The 23,277-nt window shown below is 71.8% G+C and carries 14 protein-coding genes; 4 read left to right on the forward strand and 10 right to left on the reverse strand.

Translation table 11 applies throughout. The features are described from left to right. Positions 1–79 precede the first annotated feature (79 nt). A complete protein-coding gene (locus KALB_RS24680) occupies positions 80–1,450 on the forward strand; it encodes a serine hydrolase domain-containing protein (protein ID WP_025358384.1) in 1,371 nt (456 codons plus the stop codon). A 418-nt stretch (positions 1,451–1,868) separates the two neighbouring features. Here KALB_RS24680 and KALB_RS24685 read toward each other — a convergent pair whose 3' ends face one another. The 4 genes from KALB_RS24685 to KALB_RS24700 all read right to left on the reverse strand — a co-directional run bounded on the left by KALB_RS24685 (position 1,869) and on the right by KALB_RS24700 (position 5,104). Beyond that, complete coding sequence (locus KALB_RS24685; protein WP_025358385.1) at positions 1,869–2,450, reverse strand: helix-turn-helix transcriptional regulator; 582 nt, start codon at positions 2,448–2,450, stop codon at positions 1,869–1,871. Between the two features lie 211 nt (positions 2,451–2,661). Beyond that, complete coding sequence (locus KALB_RS24690) at positions 2,662–3,372, reverse strand: GntR family transcriptional regulator (protein ID WP_025358386.1); 711 nt, start codon at positions 3,370–3,372, stop codon at positions 2,662–2,664. Between the two features lie 105 nt (positions 3,373–3,477). Continuing rightward, on the reverse strand, positions 3,478–3,750 hold the full coding sequence (locus tag KALB_RS24695; protein ID WP_025358387.1) for a hypothetical protein: 273 nt from the start codon (positions 3,748–3,750) through the stop codon (positions 3,478–3,480). A 181-nt stretch (positions 3,751–3,931) separates the two neighbouring features. Then, the gene (locus KALB_RS24700) at positions 3,932–5,104 is read right to left on the reverse strand and encodes a trans-sulfuration enzyme family protein (protein WP_042220756.1); all 1,173 of its coding nucleotides are present in this window, start codon (positions 5,102–5,104) and stop codon (positions 3,932–3,934) included. 65 nt (positions 5,105–5,169) lie between these two features. On the opposite strand from KALB_RS24700, the gene KALB_RS24705 reads away from it, so the two are divergent. The 3 genes from KALB_RS24705 (at position 5,170) to KALB_RS24715 (ending at position 7,792) form a co-directional block, all read left to right on the forward strand. Continuing rightward, a complete protein-coding gene (locus tag KALB_RS24705; RefSeq protein ID WP_025358389.1) occupies positions 5,170–6,636 on the forward strand; it encodes an aminotransferase-like domain-containing protein in 1,467 nt (488 codons plus the stop codon). A gap of 247 nt (positions 6,637–6,883) precedes the next feature. After that, positions 6,884–7,246, forward strand: a complete 363-nt coding sequence (locus KALB_RS24710; RefSeq protein WP_025358390.1) for an STAS domain-containing protein — start codon at positions 6,884–6,886, stop codon at positions 7,244–7,246. 69 nt (positions 7,247–7,315) lie between these two features. Continuing rightward, on the forward strand, positions 7,316–7,792 hold the full coding sequence (locus tag KALB_RS24715; RefSeq protein ID WP_025358391.1) for a Dps family protein: 477 nt from the start codon (positions 7,316–7,318) through the stop codon (positions 7,790–7,792). A 4-nt stretch (positions 7,793–7,796) separates the two neighbouring features. Here KALB_RS24715 and KALB_RS44885 read toward each other — a convergent pair whose 3' ends face one another. From KALB_RS44885 to KALB_RS24750, 6 genes are read right to left on the reverse strand one after another with little or no spacing between them, the layout of a single operon-like run. Continuing rightward, positions 7,797–9,983: a DHA2 family efflux MFS transporter permease subunit gene (locus KALB_RS44885; protein ID WP_148309613.1), complete on the reverse strand. Its 2,187-nt coding sequence runs from the start codon at positions 9,981–9,983 to the stop codon at positions 7,797–7,799. Beyond that, positions 9,980–11,731 carry an acyl-CoA dehydrogenase family protein gene (locus tag KALB_RS24730; RefSeq protein ID WP_025358393.1) on the reverse strand — a complete coding sequence of 584 codons (1,752 nt, stop codon included), beginning with the start codon at positions 11,729–11,731 and terminating at the stop codon, positions 9,980–9,982. Before KALB_RS24730 ends, KALB_RS44885 begins: the two co-directional genes overlap by 4 nt. Beyond that, positions 11,719–13,308 (reverse strand): acyl-CoA dehydrogenase family protein, encoded by a 1,590-nt coding sequence (locus KALB_RS24735; RefSeq protein ID WP_025358394.1) that lies wholly within the window; start codon positions 13,306–13,308, stop codon positions 11,719–11,721. Before KALB_RS24735 ends, KALB_RS24730 begins: the two co-directional genes overlap by 13 nt. Next, the gene (locus KALB_RS24740) at positions 13,305–14,843 is read right to left on the reverse strand and encodes a PfaD family polyunsaturated fatty acid/polyketide biosynthesis protein (RefSeq protein WP_025358395.1); all 1,539 of its coding nucleotides are present in this window, start codon (positions 14,841–14,843) and stop codon (positions 13,305–13,307) included. The genes KALB_RS24735 and KALB_RS24740 overlap by 4 nt, the downstream gene beginning before the upstream one ends. Beyond that, the gene (locus KALB_RS49340) at positions 14,840–21,178 is read right to left on the reverse strand and encodes a beta-ketoacyl synthase N-terminal-like domain-containing protein (RefSeq protein ID WP_025358396.1); all 6,339 of its coding nucleotides are present in this window, start codon (positions 21,176–21,178) and stop codon (positions 14,840–14,842) included. Before KALB_RS49340 ends, KALB_RS24740 begins: the two co-directional genes overlap by 4 nt. After that, the gene (locus tag KALB_RS24750) at positions 21,175–23,277 is read right to left on the reverse strand and encodes an SDR family NAD(P)-dependent oxidoreductase (RefSeq protein WP_236650003.1); all 2,103 of its coding nucleotides are present in this window, start codon (positions 23,275–23,277) and stop codon (positions 21,175–21,177) included. Before KALB_RS24750 ends, KALB_RS49340 begins: the two co-directional genes overlap by 4 nt.

A 23,277-nucleotide genomic window follows, 5' to 3' on the forward strand; every position in this document is an offset into this window, starting at 1 on the left:
ACCACCGTCCTGGCCGCCGAGCACAAGTGCGGGTTCTGGGCACGGCTCGCGGAGCAGCCGACCTGGTAGCGTCCGGCTGGTGATCAGCCTGTCGGAACACGCCGTGCGCTACCTGGACTCCTGGCTGGCGCTGCGCCAGCGGCACCTGCGCGTGCCCGGCGTGCAGGCGGCGGTCCTGGTCGGCGACGAGGTCGTGCTGTCCACCGCGCACGGCGTGGCCGACCTCGCCACGGGCAGCCCGATGACGCCCGCACACCTGTTCCGGATCGCCTCGCACTCCAAGACCTTCACCGCGACGGCGGTGCTGCAACTGGTCGAGAGCGGGGCATTGCGGCTGGACGACCCAGTGGGCGCGCACCTGACGTGGCTGGCCGAGCGGGCGCCCAAGCTGGCCGGGCTGACCCTGCGCGAACTGCTCGGGCACGGTGGCGGTCTCGCCCGCGACGGGCAGGACGCGGGATTCTGGCTGCTGACCAAGCCGTTCCCGGACGAGCGGGAACTATGCGAGTCGCTGACCGACGCGGACGCGGTGCTGGGCGCCAACGAGCGGTTCAAGTACTCCAACATCGGCTACACGCTGTTGGGCCAGGTGATCGCGGCAGCCGCCGGCGAGCCCTACAACGACTACGTGACAACACACATCATCAACCGGCTCGGGTTGGTGGACACCACGCCCGAGCTGGATCCCAAGCGGCTGGAGGACTTCGCCACCGGCCACACCGCGGCCGCCTACCACGAGCAGCGCTTCCCCATCGGGCACACCGACAGCCGCGCGATGTCCTCGGCCACGGGGTTTTGCAGTACGGCGTCCGAGGTGTGCAAGTACGCGGCGGCGCACTTCACGGAGGACACGCGGCTGCTCTCCGAGCGGTCCAAGCGGTTGATGCAGCGCGAGGAGTGGCGGCTGCGTGGTGAGGACACCGGGTACGGCCTGGGTTTCAGCGTGGACGAGGTGGCCGGGCGCAGGCTGTTCGGGCACAGCGGCGGCTACCCCGGCTACATCACGCGCACCGTGTTCGACCCGGTGGAGCGCCTGGCCGTGTCCGTGCTGACCAACGCCATCGACGGACCGGCCGCCGAGCTGGCCACCGGCCTGGTCAAGCTGATCGGCATGGCGCAGGGCGAGCACAGGCCGGAGCTGGAGCTGTACTGCGGGCGCTTCGCCAACGTGTGGGGCGTGGTGGACATCAACTGCCTGGGCGGCCGGCTGCTGGCGCTGCGGCCCGGTGCCGCCGACCCCGCGCTGTTGCCCACCGAGCTGGCCGTGGAGTCGGCGCGGACCCTGCGCATCACCGAGGCTGGTGGCTACGGGGCGCCCGGCGAGACCCTGGAGTTCGACTTCGACGGGGACCGCATCCGGTCGATCACCGGCATGGGCGGGATCGTCCTGCACCCACTGGCGGAGTTCGCCGCGGGCCTGGGCCAGCAGGCTGAGGTGACCCTGCCCTGACCGCGGTCACCGGCTGGGCGGAACTCGCGCACCGCTGGACGGGACTCACGGCCCCCAGAACGGGACTCACGCTCCCCACGGCGGGACTCACGCTCCCCAGACCGGGATTCGCGGCCCCCACAACGGGACTCACACACCCCACAACGGAACTCGCGCACCGCGGAGCGCGACTCACGCTCCCCAGAGCGGGACTCGCCGCAGCCCACAGCGGGACTCACGCTCCCCACGGCGGGACTCACGCACCGCTGGACGGGACTCGCGGCCCTCAGAGCGGGACTCACGCTCCCCACGGCGGGACTCGCGGCTCCCAGACCGGGACTCACGCACCCCAGAGCGGGACTCACGGCCCGCAGAACGGGACTCACGCTCCCCACGGCGGGACTCGCGCTCCCCAGGGCGGGACTCGCCGGAAGTGGGGTCAGATTGCGCCTTGGCGGATGGCGTAGGCCACGGCCTGGGTTCGGTTGCGCACCGGGAGTCGGCGCAGCAGGCGGCCCAGCATGCTCTTGGTGGTGCGCACCGAGCAGCCGAGCCGCTCGGCGATCTGGTCGTAGTTCAGGCCCTCGGCCAGCCAGCGCAGCAGTTCCCGTTCCCTGGCGGCGATCTCCCCGTTGGTCGCGGTGATGACCACCGTCAGTTGGCCGCTCAGCTCGGCGAGCACCCGGCTGGAGGCGCGCGCCCGGCCCTGGGCGGCCTGGTACACGACCTCGGTGAGCTTCGCGGGGCTGACCGCCCAGCGCCCGAGGATCTGGCTCACCCCGCAGTCGGCGGCCAGCGGCAGGTCCTGCTCGTCCAGGTGGTCGGTGACCAGCACGCAGCCCTTGGGGCGCCACACCCGCAGCTGCTCCAGGTGTTCTCGCTCGCACAGCGGTTCCACCAGCACCAGCACGTCCGCCGACCTCGGCGGGACCACCACGGAGGACCCCTCCGCGAGCAGGCTGGCGGCCCCGGCTCTGAGCAGGGGTGCCGAGGAGATCACGGCAACGGTCCACTGGTTCACGGCATCCCCCGATGCAACCGGTCGGCAGTTCTCCCGAGGTCAACCGCGAGTCCGGCCCCGCAGGGTGGGCGGGTCGTCTGCTCGTCACCACCACGGTCCTGTGGTCGGCAACGGCGGCGTGACACGGCGCCAACTAGACCATTGGTCTAGATGACTCACAGGGTTCACGGTGGTCCACGACCAGTGGTGACGTCAAGGGGAACGGGGCAGGTCAGCCCGAAGTACCACCGAACCTGAGCCGGGTGGTGATCCGGTACCTGTCGCCCCGGTAGAGAGAGCGGCTGTACTCGACGACCCGGCCGGTGACGTCCCGCGTGGTGCGCTCGAACAGCAGGGCGGGGGCGAACTCGGGCACACCGAGCAGCTCGGCCTCCAGCGAGTCGGTCACCGTGGGCTCGGTGGTCTGCACCGCCTCCTCGGCGACCACCTCGTAGCGCATGCGCAGCAGCTCGTAGAGGGAACCGGAGGCCAAGTCATCGGAGGTCATGCCCGGCACCAGGACCGCGGGCAACAGGATCCGCTCGATGGCCATCGGCCGGTCCTCGACCAGCCGGACCCGCACCGCGCGCACCACCTCGGTGCCCGGGGAGACCTCCATGCGCTGGCCGAGCCGGGCGCCCGCGGCACACCGCTGGAACTCCACAACCCGGCTGAGCCAGGTCGGGTCGCCCGGTGGCACCGCCTCGTCCCGCACCTGCACGGGTTCCAGTGACCGCACGGTTGTGGGCGAGGCGGTGAAGGTGCCCCTGCCGTGCTCGCGCACCAGCAGGCCGTCGTGCGCCAGCTCGGCCATGGCCGCTCGCAGCGTGGGCCGGGAGACGCCGAACTGCTCGCTCAGGCTGCGCTCGGAGGGCAGCACCGCCCCGGGTCGGCGACCGTCGATCAGCTCCCTGAGCCGCTGGCGGACCTCTGCCCTGCGCATACCGGCATCGTACTAGTGGTCGGATCTCTGGACAATCTCTGACTTGACCAGTGGTAAAGGCCGGGGCGGGCCCCACCGTGCGGGGCCCACCCCGACAGTTCCGGGCTACCGCGTCCGATCGGGCGGCGGGGCGGGGATGGCGCCTGTCCCGGGCTGCGGGTGCGCCGAGTGCGGTGGCAGGAAGCACTGGTCCCGCCCCATGTTGGCCGACCAGGTCCCGAGGGGGTTGACCCCGTTCGGGCTTGCGTGCGTGGCGACATGGTCGAACCGCGCTGCCACGTCGGGGGTGTGCGCGGAAGCGACCGCCGCACCGGCGAACAGGAGCGCGGGCGTGGCGAGCACTACCGCGCGGACAAGACGGGTGGTCGGGTTGGGCATGACGATCCCTTCGAACTTCGCGACACGCGAATGGGTGGACGCTGACACAGGTACCGCCAGGACCCGGCTCGAAACCCGAGTCGGCGGAACCCGTCGAGGTCCACCCGGGTGAGCGACCGGGCGCAACGGACCGTGCCCGTCACGCCCGGCACCACTCACTCGTCCGGATGACGAGCAGCGCTCAGTTTTCCAGTGCCTGCGCCAGGTCCGCCCAGAGGTCCTCCACGTGCTCGATGCCCACGGACAGCCGCACGGTGCCCGCACCGATGCCCGCGTCCCGCAGTGCCGCGGCGTCCAGTTGGCGGTGCGAGGTGCTGCCGGGATGCAGCACTGTGGACTCCACCCCGCCGAGCGAGGCCGCGAGCCGGACCAGCCGCACGCCCTTGCTCAACGCGTACCCGGCCTCGCGCCCGCCGACCAGGTCGAAGGCCAGCATGCCGCCGTAGTCGGCGAGCACCCGGCTGGCGACCTGGTGGTCCGGGTGCTCGACGCGACCGGGCCAGTGCACGGCGGACACAGCGGGGTGCGCGGCCAGCCGCTCGGCGAGCACCGCCGCGTTGGCGCAGTGCTGGCGCATCCGCAGCGGCAGGGTCTGCACCCCGCGCAGCACCAGCCAGGCCGCGAACGGGTCGGCACAGGCGCCGATCTCCATGGTGTGGTGCCACAGCTGGCGGTAGCGCTGTTCCTGGGCGGCGACCAGGATGCCGCCGGTGACGTCGGAGTGCCCGCCGAGGTACTTCGTCGCCGAGTGCAGCACCACGTCGGCCCCGTGCTCCAGCGGGCGGCACAGCAGCGGGGTCGCGAAGGTGTTGTCCACCACCGTGATCAGCCCGGCCTCCCGGCCCGCGGCGAGGAAGGCGGGCAGGTCGACCACCTGGGTCATCGGGTTGGCGATGGTCTCCAGGTACAGCAGCCGGGTGTTCGGCCGCAGCGCGGCGGCGACCTCGGCGGGGTCGTGCCCGGGGATGTAGCTGATCTGCACGCCGAACCGGTCGGCCAGGTCGGCGAAGGTCGCGATGGTGCCGCCGTACAGGCAGTTCTGCGCGATCACGTGGTCACCGGAGCGCAGGCTGGACAGCAGTACCGAGTTGATCGCGCCCATGCCCGAGGCGGTGGCCACCGCACCGAAGCCGCCCTCCAGCGCGGCCACGGTGGTCTCCAGCGCGCGGGTGGTCGGGTTGGCGTAGCGGCTGTAGACGAACTCGCCTTCGGGGCGGCCCAGCGCCTCGGCCAGCGCGTCCGGGTCGTCGAAGGCGAAGTTGGACGCCTGGTAGATCGGCACGCTGATCGGCCGGGAGTGCGGCAGCTGCGGTGCGCTCACGTGCACCGCGGTGGTCTCCGGGTGGTGGTTCATGGCGTTCAGCCTGGCCAGGACGGCGGGTGCCGGACAGCGCCAATCCCGGCTAGATTGGACCGCTTGTGGAGCCAATCCCGTGGCCGGTGGACCGGCTGGTCGCCCAACTGGGCCGCTGGTCGGCCGGGCGAGGACCGCTGTACCTGCTGCTCGCGCTGCGGCTGCGGCAGCTGATCGAGTCCGGGCAGCTGCCGCCGATGGCCGCACTGCCCGCGGACCGCACGCTGGCCGAGCGGCTGGCCGTCGGTCGCGGCACGGTGGTCGCCGCCTACGACCGGCTGCGCCAGGACCACAAGCTGGACCGGCACCAGGGCCGCGGCACCTGGGTCGCCCCCGCGGTGCTGTCCGGGGCCAGACCGGGGCCGCCGCCCACCGCCAACCCGCTGTTCCTGAACTACCTCGAACCCATGTCCGGTGTCCGCCCCCTGGCCTGCGCGGCACCACCCGGTCCGCCACCCGAACTGGCCGCCGCCTACCAGCTGGCCCTGGCCGCGCTGCCCGGCGAGGACTCCGGGGACATCGGCTACCACCCGCTGGGCCACCCGCGGCTGCGCGAGGCGCTGGCCAGGCGGTACACCGAGCAGGGTGTGCCGACCGGTCCCGAGCAGGTCCTGGTCACCACCGGCGGGCAGCAGGCCCTCGCACTGATCGGCAGGCTGCTGCTCGGACCCGGCGAGGTCGTGCTCGTCCAGGCCCCGACCTACCCCGGCGCGCTGGAAGTGTTCCGCGAGGCCGCCGCGCTGATCAGGACCGTGCCGCGGGACCTGGCGCCGACCGGGTTCGCCAGCGCGCTGTCCAGGCACCGCCCGCGCCTGGCGTACCTGAACCCGACCAACCACAACCCGACCGGCACCACCGTGCCCGCGCTGGCCCGCCGCGCGCTGGTCGAGGCCGCCGACGCGCACGAGGTGCGGCTGATCGACGACGAGGTGCTGGCCGAACTCACCTTCGACGGCGCAGGTCCGCCCGGGCTGGCCGCGTTCGACCCGCACGGGCGTGTGCTCACCGTCGGCTCGTTCAGCAAGACCGTGTGGGGCGGCCTGCGCACCGGCTGGATTCGCGCCACCGAGGGCGACATCGCGCAGCTGGCCCGCTTCAAGGCGATCCACGACAAGGGCAGTGCCGCGCTGGAGCAGGTCGCCGCCGCGGCACTGCTGCCCGAACTGGACGCCGTGGCAGCCCGTCGCGCCGCCGAGCTGCGCAGGCGGCACGACCACCTCGCGGGCGAACTGCGCACCCTGCTGCCCGAGTGGTCCTTCGAGCAGGCGGGCGGCGGGCTGTGCCTGTGGGTCCGGCTACCGCGTGGTGACGGCTCGGCCTTCGCGCAGGTGGCCTTGCGCCACGGGGTCGCCGTCCTGCCGGGTGCCGCGCTGGACGCCGACCGGGGTTGTGCCGACCGGCTGCGGATCCCGTTCACGGCCACGCCCCAGGAGTTGAGCGAGGCGGTGCGCTGCCTGGCTGAGGCCTGGGCCGCCTACGACCGGGCGGGCGGCTCGGCGGCTGCCGTCTCCGTGCACGCCCTGGTTGTCTGAGCGCCCAGGGTCCGCGCCGACATGCCATGAAAGTGCCGTTTAGGACACTGGGTGCCAGGAACGGCACTTTCATGACATGCCAGCGGCCAACCCCGCAGCACGGCCACCTCAAGCCGGGCCGCTCCGAGGATTCCCCCGGCCAGACCGGCCAAACCGCCACTCACATGCAGTAGGCTCGGTTCGAGGCAAGACCTCCGGGTTGAGCACCCAGCCCGCGTACCGCATCCGCACAGGAGGCCGACGCGAGATGACCGACCCGCACAGCACGCTCGAAGTGGTCCGCGAGGACGAGGAACACGCGGTGGTGGTGCGCGTGCTCGGTGAGCTGGACATGGCCACCACTCCCCTGTTGGCGCAGCGGCTGTACGAGGCCGAGTCCACCGTGGTGCCGCCGACCCCGGTGGTGCTGGACCTGGGGCGGCTGCGCTTCATCGGGTCCACCGGGCTCGCCCTGTTGATCGAGCACCACCGGCGCTGCGCGGAGCTGGGCATCGAGCTGCGCCTGGTCGCCGACCACAACGCCGTGCTCAAACCGCTGCACCTGACGAGCCTGGACACGATCTTCACCGTGGTGCCCACCATGCGCCAGGCACTGGACATCGAGGGATAGTCGGTTTGCGCCCCCCCCCCGCGGCACGGGTAGTCCAGCGCTTCCGTTGCCCGAGGAGGAGTTCCCGCCATGAGCAAGAGCCCGATCACCAGTCCGCTGCCCGCCGCTGAGCGGGACGCCACCGGCAAGGTGCTGCAGGAGGCGTTGGTCGACCTGGTCGACCTGTCCCTGGTCGCCAAGCAGGCGCACTGGAACGTGGTCGGCCGCAACTTCCGCAGCGTCCACCTGCAACTGGACGAACTGGTCGCCGCCGCACGTGAGTACACCGACCAGGTCGCCGAGCGGGCCGCCGCGATCGGCGTCTCCCCGGACGGCCGGGCCAGCACCGTGGCCAAGCACTCCGGGGTGCCCGAGTTCGCCACCGGCTGGCAGAGCGACACCGAGGTCATCGCTGTGATCGCCGCCACCGTGGAAGCGGTGGTCAAGCGCATGCGGGCGCGCATCGCCAAGACCGACGACACCGACCTGGTGACCCAGGACCTGATCATCGAGCTGACCGCCAAGCTGGAGGAGGCGCACTGGATGTGGCAGGCCCAGCTGGCCTGAGCCCTCAGGCGCCGAACACCTGGGTCCACAGCGAGTGGCCCTCGTCCACCCCGCTACCGACCGCCACGTACACGCAGTTGACGATCACGTCCCGGCTGGCGCTGCCGCGCAGCCAGGCGTCCATCACCTCGGCGGGCGTGGACGTGCCGTGCGCCAGGTTCTCCTGGCCGGGGTGCGGGTACCCCACCTCGCGCACCCGCTCCACCGAGGAGGTGCCGTCCGGTGAGGCGTGTGAGAAGTAGCCGTTCTCGGCCATCTCCACGCTGTGCTGTTGCGCCGCCCGGTCCAGGCGCGCGTCCTGCACCACCGGGCGGCAGCCCGCCTTGGCCCGTGCCTGGTTGACCAGGTCCAGTAGCTGCGCGCGGACCTCGGCGAGGCTGGGCTGGCTGGGCATGGGCGGGGCCGTGGTGGTGGTCGGCCGGGGCGTGGTCGTCGGCGGGTGGCTGCTCGATGTGCTGCTGGGGCTGGGGATCGGCACGCTGCTCGACCCCGGCGAGGGCAGCGGAACCCGCGTGGTGGTGCCGAGGATGACCTGCCCGCCCGCGTTGGCCCGTTCCTGGCTGGTGTCCCGGCTGTTGGCGGTCAGCACCACCCCCGTCGCGGTGACGGCCGCCAGCAGCGAACCGACCAGCACCAGCGCGGGCCGCAGCGGGCTGCGGAACGGGGCGCTGGTCCGGTGACGGCCCGGTTCGGCCACGGCGGTGCGCTGCACGGTCGGCGCGGTCACGGCGATCAGCACCGTGGGCGCCGACACCAGCGAGCGGCGCGGGATGAACAAGCCCGCGACCACACCGACGCCCACCACGGCAACGCCCACCCAGATCGCGGGCACCATGCCGTGCACGAACGCCTGCGCGGCATCGGCCGGCGAGCGGATCGGGACCTCGGATGAGAAGTCGGTGAACACCGTGGCCAGCACGGCAACGCCGAGCGCGCCGCCGACCTCGCGCACGGTGTTGTTGGCGCCGGAGGCCTTGCCGTGCTCGTGCTTGCGCACGGCGCCGAGCACCACAGCGGAGGTGGGCCCGAACACCAGGCCCATGCCGATGCCCGCGACCACCAGCGGGGGCACGACCCGCGCGTAGTCCAGGTCGGCGGTGGCGATCAACGCGATCCAGGCCAGGCCGACACCTTGCAGCGCAAGGCCGAGCGTCATCAACCGGCCGCCGCCCACCCGGTCGGTGATCAGCCCGGACAACGGGGCCATCAGCAGGGGCATGGCGGTCCACGGCAGGGTGCGCAGGCCCGCCTGGAACGGGGAGAAACCCAGCGGGCCCTGGAGGTACTGGGCCAGGAAGAAGATCGAGCCGAACACGCCGAAGAACATCGCCAGCGAGACGAGGTTGCTCATCACGAACGCGCGGATCCGGTAGAACCGCAGCGGCAGCAAGGGGTTTTTGGCCTGCTGCTCCCAGAGCACGAACAACACGAACACAGCGAAGGCCGCCAGGAAGGCGCTGAGGATCTTCGTGGAGCCCCAGCCTTCCTCACCGGCCCGCACGATCGCCCACACCGTCAGCGTGACGGCCACGGTGATCAGCACCATGCCGGGGATGTCCAGCCCGCCGTCGGCACCCTTGCCGTTGCGGAGGAAGCGCAGCACCAGCGGCACCGCGAGCAGGCCGACCGGCACGTTGATCCAGAAGATCCACTGCCAGGCCAGTCCCTCGGTGACCGCCCCGCCGACCACCGGACCCAGTGCCACGCCGAGCCCGTTGACGCCGCCCCACAGCCCCAGTGCGGCACTGCGCCTGCGCTCGGGCACGGCCGCCGCCAGCAGGGTCAGCGACAGCGGTTGCACGGCGGCGGCCCCGATACCCTGCACGACCCGCGCGATGACCAGCGTGGTCAGCGAGTTGGCCAGCGCGCACTCGACCGAGCCCAGGCTGAACACCACGACGCCGATCACGAACACCGTGCGCCTGCCGTAGCGGTCGCCCAGCGCGGCCCCGGTCAGCAGCAGGCTGGCGAAGGCCAGCACATAGGCATTGACCACCCACTGAAGGTTGCTGACCTCGGCGGAGAAGTCCTTGCGGATGGCGGGCAGCGCGTTGGTGACCACCAGGTTGTTCAGCGACACCATGAACATCGGTACCGAGGCGGCGAGAATCGCCAACCCGGGCTTGACCCTGGGCACCGCCACCGTCTCGGTGGGCACCGGCTGTGCCTTGCGGCTCATCGTGCCGTTCATGCCTGCCCCTTGGCCAGTGCGAACTGGCGGTAGCCGAAGGACTGGCCCTCGGCGTGCAGCGCCCGCAACGCCGCGAAGCCCGCGTCCACGTCCTCGGGTGTGCCGAACCGTTGGTGCGGCTGGAACTTCAGCCAGATCCGCTCCAGGCCGAGCAGCACCGGGACGGGTCCGGCCAGCGGGGTGCCGCGCAGCCAGTCGGCGGAGTGCGCGGCGTGGCCGAGGCAGACCGCCGCGGCGTGCACCAGCGCGTACCGCTCGGCCAGGTCGAACAGCTCGGCGGACTGCCCGTGGTGGCGCAGTTCGGCGACCTCCACCGCCATGCGCTCAGCCTGGCCGACGAGCAGCTCACCCAGCCGCACGCAGCGCTGCCAGCGGTGGGCGTCCAGCCCCTGCGTGGTCATGGCACGGGCCCGCAGCACGTCCAGCGAGGCGCCCACGGAACGCACGGCGTCGTCCTGGCCCCGGCTGAACGGCTCGGCCGCCCACGGGCGGTACGCGGGCAGCTCGCGGTCCCAGTCGAACAGGGTGCGCGCGCGGTCGGTCACCGGTGAGCCGGGGCCGAACCCGTTGCCCAGCAAGCGGTTCACCTGCAAGGCGATGTTCTTCAGGTTCACCAGGGCGTTGCCGTCGGCAAAGGTGGCGATCAGCATGTCCCGCCTGGCCTTCTGGAACATGCCGTAGCGCGGGTGGTCGCGCAGGTAGTGCCGCGCGCCGAGCACGGTGGCCAACTCCGTGACGGTCCGCTCCAGCAGCACCGGCACGAGGTACTTGGCCACCGAGGAGAAGACGCTGCTCTGCTCGGGGGCGGTGTGCAGGCTGCGCGCGGCACAGGTGGCGACCACCTCGGCGATCAGCAGGTCGGCGAAGCAGCCCGCGAGAGCACGCCGGGACACCGGCAGGTCCGCCACGCGGCGGCCGAAGATGTCACGGCCCAGTGCGAAGTCGGTGGTCAGCCGCAGGGCGGTGTCGGCGCAGCCCAGCGCCAGCCCGGTGACCATCACGCGGATCGGGTGCGCGGCCTTGAGCGCGATCTCCAGGCCCTGGCCGTGCGTGCCGACCAGCGCCGAGTCCGGCACGAAGCAGTCCTCCAGCCGGAACCCGCTGGTGTCCACGCCCCGCACCCCGTGCAGCCGCTGCTTGGGCAGCAGCTGGATGCGGTGCGCGGGCACGGATCGGCGGTCCAGCACCAGGATGGAGAACCCGGCGGGCCCGCCGCGCTGGTCGGTGCGGGCGAACAGCACCAGGTGGTCGGCCAGGGAGCCGTTGCCGATCAGCCACTTCTCCCCGCTGACCGAGTAGCCGCCCGCCACCCGGTGGGCCGTGGTGGTGTTGGCGAGGATGTCGCTGCCGTGTGCGCGCTCGGTCAGGCCCCAGCACATCTTGGCCCCGGAGCGGACCTGGTCGGCGTAGTAGCGTTTCTGCTCCTCCGAACCGGCGACCCAGATCGGCATGTAGGACAGGCTCGTGGTGCTCATGGCCATGGCCACGGTGGCGTCGCGGCGGGCGATCTGGGTCACCAGCGCGAGGCTGTCCTGGATGTCCACGGCACGGCCGCCCGCGCTGACCGGCACCGCGTAGTCCTGTGTGGACCAGGCGTGCAGGTGGCTCAGCGGCACGTGCGGGTACAGCTCGCGCTCGTCGTGGTCCAGCGCGGTGGCGAAGGACAGCGGTGTGCCCTGGTCGAAGGGATCACCGAGGTGCCGTTCCAACTCCTCGACGAGCGCGGCGAGTTCGGCTACCCGAGCCATGGTGTGCTACTCCCCTCGGCCAGTGGCAGCGGCGCCACGGAGAACAGGTGGCCGCGGACGTGCAGGCCCTCGGCCTGGGACGCGGCGGACTCGGCCGCGGCACCGGACAACCGGCGGGCTCCCCCGGCGGCACGGTCCAGCAGCAGGTCGACCGAGGGCGCGAGCGACTCGCCCAGCGCCGGGGTGAACCAGGTCAGGTGTAGGCAACTGGCTGCCGCGTGCAGGAAGCAGAACCGCTCGGCGAGGTCCTGGCAGTCCTCGCCGGGTGCCAGCGCACGCACGTCCTGTCGCCACAGCTTGAGCTCGGCGGCCACCCGCGAGTCGATCGCGGGCAGCGCAGCGGTCACCTCGTCACGGCCCCGGTTGGACAGCGCCAGGTCGGCCAGCCGCAATGTCGGCAGTGGTCTGTCTATTGTGTACGTCGTGGCCAGCTCGGTGCTGGGCTGGGCCTCAGGTTCCGCGGCGGCCAGCTGGCGCAGCTGCATGCACACCAGCCTCAGGTTGGCCACAGGCCCGGTGTCGATGAAGCGCACCAGCTGGTTGTCCCTGCGGGCGACCGAGAACGGGCCGTCCAGCACCGCGCGGGTGCCGAGCACGTCGGCGCACCGGGTGAAGACCTCCTCGGACAACTCGGTCAGCACCTTCTTGGCCACACTCGCCCACAGGCTTTGCGCCCCGGGCAGGGTGTGCAGCGCCCGCGCCGCGGTGATCGCCACGACATCGCAGGCCAGCAACGCGGCAAAGGCCGTGCCCAGTTCACGTCGGACATGCCCGTGCTCCAGCAGCGGTCGCCCGCCGAAGTGGTGTGCCGCCGCGAAGTCCATGGTCAGCCGCAGCCCGGTGTCGGCACAGGCCAGGTTCGCCGCGGTGCTGGTGGTCCGCACCACCTGCATGGCCTTCATCGCGACCTCCAGGCCCCGGCTCGGCTCGCCGACCAGCGCGTCGGCGGGCAACTCGGTGTGGTCGAAGGCGAAGCCGCCGAAGTCGGCCCCGCGCATCGCGCTGGGCAGAGCGGGCACCGGCACGCGTGCCCGCTCCAGCGCCGCACCCCGCACCAGCACCGCGGAGAAGGCGCTGGGTCCGCGCCCGCCGGAGCGTGCCACCACGAGCAGCGCCGAACACCGGCGGCCCGCTCCGACGAGCCATTTCCGGCCGTGGAGCCGGAAACCTGGTTCCCCCCGTTCCAGGCGGCACTGGTTGGCCAGCAGATCGGCCCCGTGCTCGGCCTCCGACAGTGCGAACCCGATCTGCTCCCCCGCCTCGATCAGTCGCAGGACCTCCTCGCGCTGCCGCTCGTCACCGGCCAGCAGCACGCAGGTCGCCGCCGTGACGCTGTACAGGGTCGCCGGCATGACGGTCACGTCGCGGCGGCCCGCCACCCGCACCAACATCAGCAACTCGTCCATGGCGGTACCCGGCAGCAGGCCGGTGCGCAGCAGCGCGGCGCGGGCCGCCAGCGCGTGCGGGTACGCCGCCTCGGCGTCACGGCGGACCATCGCCTCGAAGCCGCACGGGTTGGCCGGATCGCGTGGGTCGCCCAGTGCGCGGTCCAGGTCTGCGGCCCGCTCGTAGGTCATGAGCCACCGCCCAGTGGCTGCGGACGGTAGGTCGTGCCCGGCAGGCTGATCCCGGCCAGTGCGAGTTGGCGCAGGCGGATCGAGAACGCGGCGCCCCGCAGCAGGTGGGTGGCCACCTCGCCCACGGTGCGGTTGGCCGGGTCGGCGAGGTGGCTGCCGCGGGCCCACTCGTTGAAGCTGCCCATCGCGGGCCCGCACCACACCTGGTAGTCGGCGGTGCGCTCGGCGTCCCCGCTGGTGGCCCAGCGCGAGGACATGCCCAGGTACCAGCGGAACACCAGGGCCATGCGGCGCTTGGGGTCCTCGGCGGCACGGCGCAGCTGGTCGGGGTCACGGCGCTCGAAGTAGCTCGCGACCTCCGCCCAGACCTGGTCCACCGGACGGCGCAGCACCTGGCGTTCCAGTTTGGACTTGTCCTCTGTGGACAGCTCGTGCAGACCATCGTGGCGCCGGTACAGCTCGTACAGGTAGCGGGCCCGCATCGGGAAGAGCGTGCCCTTCTTGAGGACCTGCAACTGCACGCCCAGCTCGAACATGTCCGCGGCCGGGGCCAGGTCGAAGTCGGCGATGCCCGCGCCCGCCAGCATCCTGCGCACCGGCTCGGAGGTGCCGGACTCCACGCAGGACTGGTTCACCGAGCCGGTGACCACGTAGTCGGCGCCCAATGCCAGCGCGGCGGCCACCGCCTCGGGCGTGCCGATGCCACCGGCCGCGCCGAGCCGGACCGGCACGGGGTAGCGGCGTTCGCGCTGCACCGCGTCACGAAGTGCGACGATCACCGGGAACAGGGCCACCAGCGGGCGGCGGTCGGTGTGCCCGCCGGAGTCGGCCTCCACGGTGACGTCCTCGGCCACGGGCACGGTGCGGGCCAACTCCGCCTGCTCGGCGGTGACCAGCCCCTCGGCCAGCAGCTCGGCCACCAGCGACTCAGGAGCCGGATGCATGAACCGGGCGGCCACCTCGGGCCGGGACACCTTGGCGATGACCCGGTTCGCGGCGCGCACCCGGCCGTCGGCGGCCCGGCTCAGGCCCGCGACCCGGTAGCGCACGACGTGCCGGGTCAGGTCCAGGAAGGCCGAGGCCTCCACGCAGCGCACCCGGTGCATCAGGTACAGCTCCACGGCGGCGCGTTCCAGCGCCTCCTCGCTCGGGCTGTGGATCAGGTTGGCCGCGAAGGGAAGCCCGCCGATCTCCGCGCTGATCCGGCGCAGCGCGCGGTCGATCCGCTGCGGCAGCAGCCCGGCCGCACCGAACGAACCCAGGAAGCCCGCCTTGGCCAGGGCCACGACCAGGCCCTCCGAGGCGATGCCCCCGGCCATCGCGCCACCGAGGTAGCTGTGCCGCACCCCGTGATACGCCTGGAAAGCGGGCGAACCCAGGGCGTGCACCGGCAGCGGCCCGACCGAGGCCAGCACCGTGGTGCGCTGGGCGGGCGGCTCGTTGGTCAGCGCGATGCCCATGTCGGTGCGCAGTACGAAGCACGGCCTGTCGAGCTGTGCCAACACCTCTTCGTCCGACCGCATGACCAGGGTCATCGCCTTACCTCCACCGCGACGTCGGTGAGTTCGTAGATGCGTGGACCGTCACCACGCCACACGTTGGCGTCGGCCACCACCAGCAGCCGGTCCGGCTCGGTGCGCACCTCGCGCACGTGCAGGTCGAACACCATCAGCTCGTCGGTGGGCAGGATCTGTCCCCGGTACTTCCAGCTCATCGGCACACCCCGCGGTACCGCGAACACCGCGTTGTCGAAGCCCTCGGCGAGCCCGGTCTCGATGATCAGCACCTGAAGGCCCTGGATCACCGCCTCCACTCCCAGCGAGCCGGGCATCACCGGGTCGCGGTGGAAGTGGCAGTCGAAGTACCAGTCGGCGCGGGAGATCCGGCGTCGACCGCGCAGGTAGCCCTTGCCGTGCAGGCCACCGTCCTCGACCAGGTCCACCTCGTCCACGAGGCGCAGGTGCCCGTCGGCCAGGCGCAGCCCCGTCTTCGAGTCTGGGCTGAACCAGCGGTCCTCGCTCCGCACCGGCAGAGTGCGGGCACCGGTCAGTTCGGGCAATTCGCCGGGCAGGCCCACCTGGTTGCCCAGCGCCTGCTCGGTGAAGTAGCCGAACAGCGACTCGCCCACGTAGAACACCTCACCGTCAGCGGAGAGCTCGTAGCGGAAGCGTTGCAGGACAGTGCCGGTGACCGCTTGGCTGGACAGCAGCACCGACTCGTGCCGGATCGTCCTGCCCCTCAGGTCGATCCGCTTGACCAGTTCGGCCTGCCCGTCCAGGTTGCGGATGCGGTACTCCTGCTCGGGACTGTCCACAGTGGCCCCGAGGTAGTAGCCCAGCAGGATCGCGGCCTGCAAAGAGGTCTCCATGTGCACGCAGTTGGGCAGCTCCGGCGCGGAGTTGTCCGCGAAGTACCAGGCCTCCGGCGGGCAGTCGTACTCGGTGTGCATGCGCGCGCCGGTGGTGAGCCTGCCGCGCACCCCGTCCAGTAGCATGATCCGGTCCACGAAGCGGAAGTCCCCGTTCGGGATGTACGGGGCGCGGCGGTGCCGGTACACGTCGAACTCGGGGCCCATGGCGGTGCCGAGATCGCCCTTGGCGGCGTGCGCCAGGTGCAGTTCGTTGATCAGCGCGGGCTCGCCTCGGTGGTTGCGCCTGCCCAGGAACGGCGGCACCCCGCCCGGGCCGGGCCGGTACGGGGTGCCCGGCTTCTCCCTGACCTGCACGCCGAACTCGCGCATGCTGATCACCGCTCGCTCCCCGTCGTACACGGCGATGTCGGCGATCACCGTGGGCCGGGGCAGCATGCTCAGCCCGGTGATCTCCACCTGGTAGCGGATGCGCCGGGTGGCCGGGGTGATCTGCCCGCGCACCTTGACCTCGGTCTCCAGCCCCGGCACGGACTGGAACTCCGCGTCGGGCAGCACCAGGTGCATCCCGAGGTACATCGCGTACACCTGGAGCAGCTGCACCCCGCCCTCGGCGACCAGCGACCCCGCCAGCACCGGGTCCCCGGCGAAGTGGCAACGGAAGTACCAGCCCTGCGGGTCCAGCTTCGTGACGGCGGACAGCTCGCCCAGACCGCGCGGGCCGCCGAGCCGGTCGATCGAGGTGACCTCGTCGATCATGCGCAGCATCTGGCCGGGCAGCCGGATCGAGCTGTTGCAGCCGTCCTCGCGCTGGTCCCACCGCGGCCCGAACACCTCCCCCAGCCTGCCCTCGGCCAGCAGCGCGAGGTCCTCGGCGGACAGCTCGGTACGCCCGGTCCTGGCCAGCGGGGTGAACCAGGCACGGGTCATCGCCGCGCGTCGACCGCGGTCGGCGGCGCTGGGCACCACGCCCACGGAGTTCTCCAGCTCCGCGGTGGTGAAGAACCCGGCGCAGGCGTCGAGTAGCTCCAGGATCAGCTCACCGTCGGCGAAACACTGGTAGCTGAAGAAGAACAGCATGGTATCCCCGCTCCAGACGAAGCGGTCGATCGTGATCTCGTAGCGCAGGGTCTGCCCGGCGCGCGGCAGCCCGCCGCGGAAGACCAGCCTGCTGTCCAACAGCCGGTAGAAACGCTCGCCCCGGTTGCGGAAGTCGATGCCCAGATAGCTGATCAGCAGCAGGTCGCACTGACCCGCCTCAATCGTCACCGCGCACGGAACCAGACCGTCCACTGTGTACCAGGCATCGTGTGGGAGGTCGTACTCGGTGGTAATCGCGGACGGCTCGAAGTGGCCGGTCCTGCCGCGCAACTCGGTGACCCTGCTGACGAACAGGTAGGGCGGTTCGGGCAGCCGGACCCGGCTCTGGTAGGTGTCGATCACCGCGTAGTCCGGGCCGAACACCTTGCCGACCTCGCCGCGGGCGAACTCCAGCAGGTCCGCCTCCTCCCAGATCGCGCGCCGCTCCAACCTGTCCAGCGCCTCGAACTGCACCGCGGCGTGCGCCCGCAGTGCGGCCCGGTGTGCCTGCGCGAGGGTGCTGGCGATCGAGTTCGCGCCGGTGGGAGTGAGGCCACTCGCGGCCCGGTGCACGCGGTCGACCAGCGACTCCCCGCCGACCTGGACGCAGTGGGTGATCCGCCGCGGTCGCGGCTCGCCGAGCAGCCGACGCAGGTCCACCGGGACTCCGTGGCTGATCAGCCGGGCCAGGGCCGGTGCCAGCGTGGTCCCGGTACTGGCCCCGCGCCGGTCCACCGACACCGCGGCGAACTCGCCGCCAGCCAGGGTCTCGGTGATCCAGCGCGTGCAGGTGGCGCCCGGTCCGACCTCCACGAAGTAGCGGAACCCGCGCTCGTGGGCGGTCCTCACCAGTCGCACGAAGTCGATCGGGCTGCGCAGGGTCCAGGCGATGTTCTCGGCCAGCTCAGCGGAGTCCGCGGCCTCGATCCGCTCGTAGTCGAAAGTGGACAGAAGTTCGGCCTCGACAGGCTTGCCGGTCAACGGGAACGTGTTCAGCTCGGCGAGTTCGGCCAGCGCGGGTCCGACGATCGGGCAGTGCATCACGTGGTTCGCCGGGGCCTTGGCGGCCTGGCAGCCGATACGGCTGATCAGCTCGCGGCACTGCGCCGGGTCCCCGGACACGACCACCTCGGTCGGCGTGTTGATGTGCGTCAGGTACACCCTGTCCAGGTCCTCAGCGGCGGTGTGCACGGCGTCCGCGCTGGTCAGCAGCACATGGGTGGCCCACACCTCGTTGTCGGGCACCGAGTCGGCGATGCCCCACGCCTTGCGGACCATTTCCTTGCGGCCGGTGAGCTGGTCGCGGAACAGGCGGGTCGCCACCAGGTCGCTGTCGTCACGGGCCGAGTCGTCCCACAGTCCCAGCGCGAACAACATCGTGCTCTCGCCTAGGCTGTAACCGAATCCGCCGTTTGGCCGCACGCCGAGCACGTCGCGCAGCAGTCGGGTGTGCAGCACGGCGAAGTTCGTGCCTGCCGCCAGCATCACCGGGATCTGTTCCTGCAACTGGGCTTCGTGCCTGAGCAGGGCGCGGCGGTCCATGCCGTCACGGGAGCGCGGGTACAGGGCGGCGTGCTTGAACCGGTCGGTGTCAAGTTCCGGCGTGAGCAGTTCTGGGAACAGCCGGAACAGGTCACGTCCCGCACCGGGATAGCTCGTGAACGCACCGGGGTACACGAAGGCGACCCGGCCCTCGGACCCCAGCGGGCGGCCCGTGCAGTAGCTGCCTGACGGGGTGCTCCACTCGCCCGCGCTGGCGATCACCTCGGGCAGGTCCCGTTGCGCGAGAACCAACTCCTCGCGCAGACGAGCACCGCTCGCGGCGACCAGCACGGCTGTGAACCGCTTGCCACGCGTGGCCGACCGGCAGAGCGCAAGCGGCTCACGTCCACTGTCCAGTTCGGACACAGCACCTGCGGCGGCAGCGGCCAACTCGGCGCCGGTGTCGCCGGACAGCGTGAGGATCAACCCCACTGGCTCGGGCTTGGCCGCCACGTAGTCGGCGGACAGCACGAGGTGGGAGGCTCCACAACTGATGGCGGCAACCCGTCGTGGGCGATCGGCACGGCGCAGCCAGGGCTGGGGCGCTTCCAGGCGGCACCACGGGGTTCCGGTCGTGCCAGCCAGGTCCAGACCGGCCGGAGTGGGCGGCAGTTCGGCAGCGCGCAGGCACTGGACCACCTTGACCAGAGCGGCGAGTGGGCCGCACAACCGCGTGTCGCCGACGATCGGGAACAAGCTGCCCACGACACAGGTCGGTTCGTCCACTTCGGACTGGTACGCCGACACGGGCAGCTCGCCACCGACCTCCAGGTAGTCCACGTCCTCGGGCCGCACACCGGCGCGGGCGAGCGCCTCCGCAGCGGTACTGGCGATGGCGTCGATCGTGACGCCGCCCTCGCGTGTGAGGACGACCGCCGCCGCCCCGTCGCCCAGCGGTCCGGGCGCGGTGCTGGTCAGCACGTTCTCCACCCCGCAGGCCAGGTCCACGGCACCGAGGAGCACGGCTTCCACGCTCGGGTCGAGCAGCAGCAGCCCGGCCACCTCCAGCGCGTGGTCCGCCGAGGCGATGGTGAACGCCGGTCCGGTGAGGTTGCGGGAGGCCGAGATCCGGCTCGCCACCACGTTGCCGATGTGGGACAGCACCTCGTTCGCCCCCAACGGCTCGTGCACGGCTCCCCGGACCCCGGCCTCCAGGCGGTCCAGCGCCTCGTCACCGAGGTGGGTGCCGGTCCGCGCGCACTCGGCCCGCACGTACGCCCCGATGTCGAACCGGGCCCGGTGCGTGTGCGTCCGAGGTTCCATCTCCATCACCACGACCACGGCCACCCGTGCGGGCTGGAGGTCCTCCGTGCGGCTGCCCGGGGCGGGCGGCGGGTACCCGGCCTCGGTCAGCGCGGTCTCGGCCGCCTCGAACAGGACGGCGTGCTGCGGGTTGAGCTGCGCGAACTCCGCGGGCGGGATCCGGTACGCCGCGAGGTCCACCTCGGCATCGGTCAGGTACCCGGCGGGGCCGTGCTCGGGACCGGGCAGCCCGTACCACCGACCCTCCGGGCGCGAGCGCAGCGCGGGCGTGGCCGTGCGCACGGCCTGTCCCAGGTCGTCCGCACACAGCTTCGCGCCGACCCCGGCGACCGCCAACTTGAGGAGTACTGGCTGTTCCTCGGCCTGCGGTGAGGCGGAGGCGGCGAGCACGGCGTGCGCGTTGGTGCCGCCGAAGCCGAACGCCGACACCCCGGCACGACGTGGCCCGTGCCAGGGCCGTTCGGCGCGCAGCACGCGGTCGGTGATCGGCTCGCCGACGCAGGGCGTGGCGGGCAGCACCCCGTGGCGCATGGCGAGGATCACCTTGAGCATGCTGGTGAACCCGGCGACGGTGAGCAGGTGGCCCAGGTTGCCCTTGACCGAGCCGAGCAGCGGCAGGTCCGCGCCGAAGAACTCGGTGAGCCCGCGCAGTTCCACGGCGTCGCCCAGCGGCGTACCGGTCGCATGGCATTCGATGTAGTCCACGGGCGCGCTGTGGGCGTAGGCCCGCCGGTAGGTGTCGACCTGGCCGGAGGCGTTGGGCGCCAACAGGTGTCGGCCCGCGCCGTCGTTGCTCAGGCCGATCGACTCGATCACGGCGTGGATCCGGTCCCCGTCCCGCACCGCGTCGGCCAGCCGCTTGACCACGAACACGCCCGCGCCCTGGCCGGTGACGATCCCGGTGGAGCGCCGGTCGAAGGGCTGGCTGATCCCGTTGGCGGGATAGGCGTGCAGGTCGGAGAAGGACAGGTGGATCAGCAGCGGGTCCGGGGCGCACACGGCGCCCGCGATCATCACCTCGGCCAGGCCGGTGGCCAGGTAGTCCCGGGCCAGAGCCAGGCTGTACAGGGCCGAGGAGCACGCGGCCTCCAGCGCCAGGCGCGGACCGCCCAGCCCCAGCGCGTCGCCGACCACCTGCACCGGCAGCCCGAACGGTCTCAGGTTTCGCTTGTCCACTTCGGACTTTTGCGACTCTCCGGCGGGGATTCCCGCTCGGCGCAAGCCTTCCGCCACCGCGCCGTGCAGCAGCGGCACCGCGATCTTGCACGACTGCTCGGTGGGGAAAGCGTAATTGCCCAGCACGATTCCGGTACGGTCCAGCTCGGTGATCCCGGCGTCGGCCAGCGCCTGACGGGCCACGTACAGCGGCCACTGGGCGACTCGCCCCAGCCCTGCCACAGCCGGGTCCTGCTCGGGGTCGCGCACGAAACCGCCTCGTACTGCGGTGATCCGGTGCTCGGCATCACCCCAGCCGCCGGGTACTTCCGGGCTGGTGCCGAACTGGTCCGGGCCGCCGTCCGTGCGGAGGTCGGCGCCTGCCACCAGGTTGGCCCAGAACTGCTCGGGGTTGTCGGCACCCGGCAGCAGGCAGCCCAGCCCGACGATGGCGATCTTCATCGCACACCTGCCCCGGCCAGGGTGAACTTCTCGCCCAACGCGGTGCTGCACACCAGGTCCACCCCGGCGAAGCGCAGCAGCACCTCGCCCTGCGGGGTGCGGGCCGTCACCGTGCACCGCGCCCGCGACTCGCCTTGCGGTCCCGGCTCGACGATCATCACGAAGGGCTCGCCGTCCGGCAGCGCCCCGTAGGACTGGACCCGCCCGACGGCCACCGGCAGGCTGGCCTGTCCCCGGCTGCGGCGCACCCACACCAGTGCCGCCTGCAACAACAGGTCGGCCAGCACCGGGGAATAGTTCGGGGCGGCGTAGGCGCCGTCGGCGAGCGGCACGTCAGCGAGCTGGCAGCCGATCACCAGCCGGTCGCCGTCCTCGTGCAGGGTCCGCAGGCCTCGCAGGGTGGGGCCGTGGAACAGCGTGCCGTCACCGTAGACGGGCAGCGGCTCGCCCGCGCCAAGCTCGGCCAGCGGCGGGGCCCAGCACTGGGTCGGCGCGGACAGTTCGGCGCGGTAGCGCGGGCGGTCCCGCTCGTCCAGGGCCGTCACGTGGTTGCCGGTGATCCGCAGCCGCAACCGCTCGTTCCGCTCGGTGAAGACCACGCCCTTGAGCACGGAAAAGGCCGCCAGCTCACAGGGTTCCCGACGGATGCGGGCCACCGCGTTGAGCATGGCGCCGATCGCGACGGTCACGGGCAGCACGGGTAGCCCACCGATGGCGTGGTCGGTGATCACCGGGCTCGCGGCCAACTCGGCCAGGTCGCGGACCACGGTGACCCCGGCACTTCTCGGCGCGGGACTGGACAGCGGGGTGCTCGGGCCGATCACGCACACCACGTCGTCAGGACGTTCGGGTGCGAACTGCTCCACGAAGTGCCGCACACCCTCCTGCACGGGGATCAGCGTGACCCCGCGTTCGGCGAACATCCTTTGCAGCGCGGGGGTGACCATGCCACCGGCCCACGCGCCCCAGTTGATCGACACGACCGAGGCGGCCGGGTGCTCTCGCTTGAACACGCGTGCCTCCGCGTTGAGCTGCTCGTTGGCCATGGCGTAGTCGGACTGGCCGCGGTTGCCGAAGAACCCGGCCACCGAGGAGAACAGCACCACGTGGCGCAGCCGGTCGGCGTCCAGCGCACCGAGCACGGCACGCAGCCCGCCGATCTTCGGGGCGAGCACGCGCTCGATCTCCGCACGGGTCTTGTCGGTGATCAGCTGATCGGCGAGCACGCCCGCGCCGTGCACCAGGCCAGTGATCCGCTCACGGTACGGTGCGAGTGCGGCGGCCACGGCGTCGGCGTCGGTGATGTCCACGGCCAGGTAGTCGGCTTGCGCCCCAGCAGCACGGATCGACGCCAGCGTGGCGCGGATCTGCCGCTGGGCCAGCAGATCGCGGTAGATGGGCTCCACCTCGCGCGGTGTGGGCCGCTCCAGTCGCGCGGCGATCACCGGCTTGATCTTGTCTTCCGGTACGCCCTGTGCCCAAACGGGCTCCTCTGCGAGCCTGGTCCGTCCTAACAGGACCAACGCGGGCCGGTACCGCTTGGCGAGTCCGAGCACGCAGTCGGCGGTGATGCCGCGCGCCCCGCCCGTCACGAGGACCACGTCCTGCGGGGTGAGCGCGGCGGTACCGGTGGCACGCGGCGAACCGTCCACAGTGGTGTGCCAGCGCTGACCGGCCTCGTCGTAGCTGACGTGGGTCAGCGCGGCCTGCGAGTCGTGCAGTTCGGCCAGGACCAAGTCGGCACAACGGTCCACCGCCAGCTCCGGGTGCAGGTCCACGGCACGGCCGAACAATTCAGATGTCTCGATCACGGCCGTCTTGACCAGGCCAGACAGTCCACTGCCCTCAGCACGGCGTGCGACGGTGACCAGCGCGGTGCGCCGCCGCGAGTTCAGTACCGGCAGCGTGTCCCTGGCGGTGAGCAGGGCATCGGCCAGGTGGTCGCCGCCCAGCCACAGCACCAGGTCCAGCCGTTCCGCGCCCGGTCCGGTGTGGACGGTCCAGCCCTCGGCGCGCAGCCGCTCGGCGAGCAGGTCGGCCAGCGGCCCGCGTTCACCGGCCAGCAGCGCCACCGGGTCTGCGGCGAAGCAGCCCTGCAC

This window comes from Kutzneria viridogrisea DSM 43870 (genome assembly GCF_000525635.1).
GTDB lineage: Bacteria > Actinomycetota > Actinomycetes > Mycobacteriales > Pseudonocardiaceae > Kutzneria > Kutzneria viridogrisea.

Bases quoted from the DNA above. Each gene is read 5' to 3' on its own strand.
- KALB_RS24690 (WP_025358386.1), bottom strand. From the start codon at position 3,372: ATGCGCAGGGCAGAGGTCCGCCAGCGGCTCAGGGAGCTGATCGACGGT.
- KALB_RS24695 (WP_025358387.1), bottom strand. From the start codon at position 3,750: ATGCCCAACCCGACCACCCGTCTTGTCCGCGCGGTAGTGCTCGCCACG.
- KALB_RS24700 (WP_042220756.1), bottom strand. From the start codon at position 5,104: ATGAACCACCACCCGGAGACCACCGCGGTGCACGTGAGCGCACCGCAG.
- KALB_RS24710 (WP_025358390.1), top strand. From the start codon at position 6,884: ATGACCGACCCGCACAGCACGCTCGAAGTGGTCCGCGAGGACGAGGAA.
- KALB_RS24715 (WP_025358391.1), top strand. From the start codon at position 7,316: ATGAGCAAGAGCCCGATCACCAGTCCGCTGCCCGCCGCTGAGCGGGAC.
- KALB_RS44885 (WP_148309613.1), bottom strand. From the start codon at position 9,983: ATGAACGGCACGATGAGCCGCAAGGCACAGCCGGTGCCCACCGAGACG.
- KALB_RS24730 (WP_025358393.1), bottom strand. From the start codon at position 11,731: ATGGCTCGGGTAGCCGAACTCGCCGCGCTCGTCGAGGAGTTGGAACGG.
- KALB_RS24735 (WP_025358394.1), bottom strand. From the start codon at position 13,308: ATGACCTACGAGCGGGCCGCAGACCTGGACCGCGCACTGGGCGACCCA.
- KALB_RS24740 (WP_025358395.1), bottom strand. From the start codon at position 14,843: ATGACCCTGGTCATGCGGTCGGACGAAGAGGTGTTGGCACAGCTCGAC.
- KALB_RS49340 (WP_025358396.1), bottom strand. From the start codon at position 21,178: ATGAAGATCGCCATCGTCGGGCTGGGCTGCCTGCTGCCGGGTGCCGAC.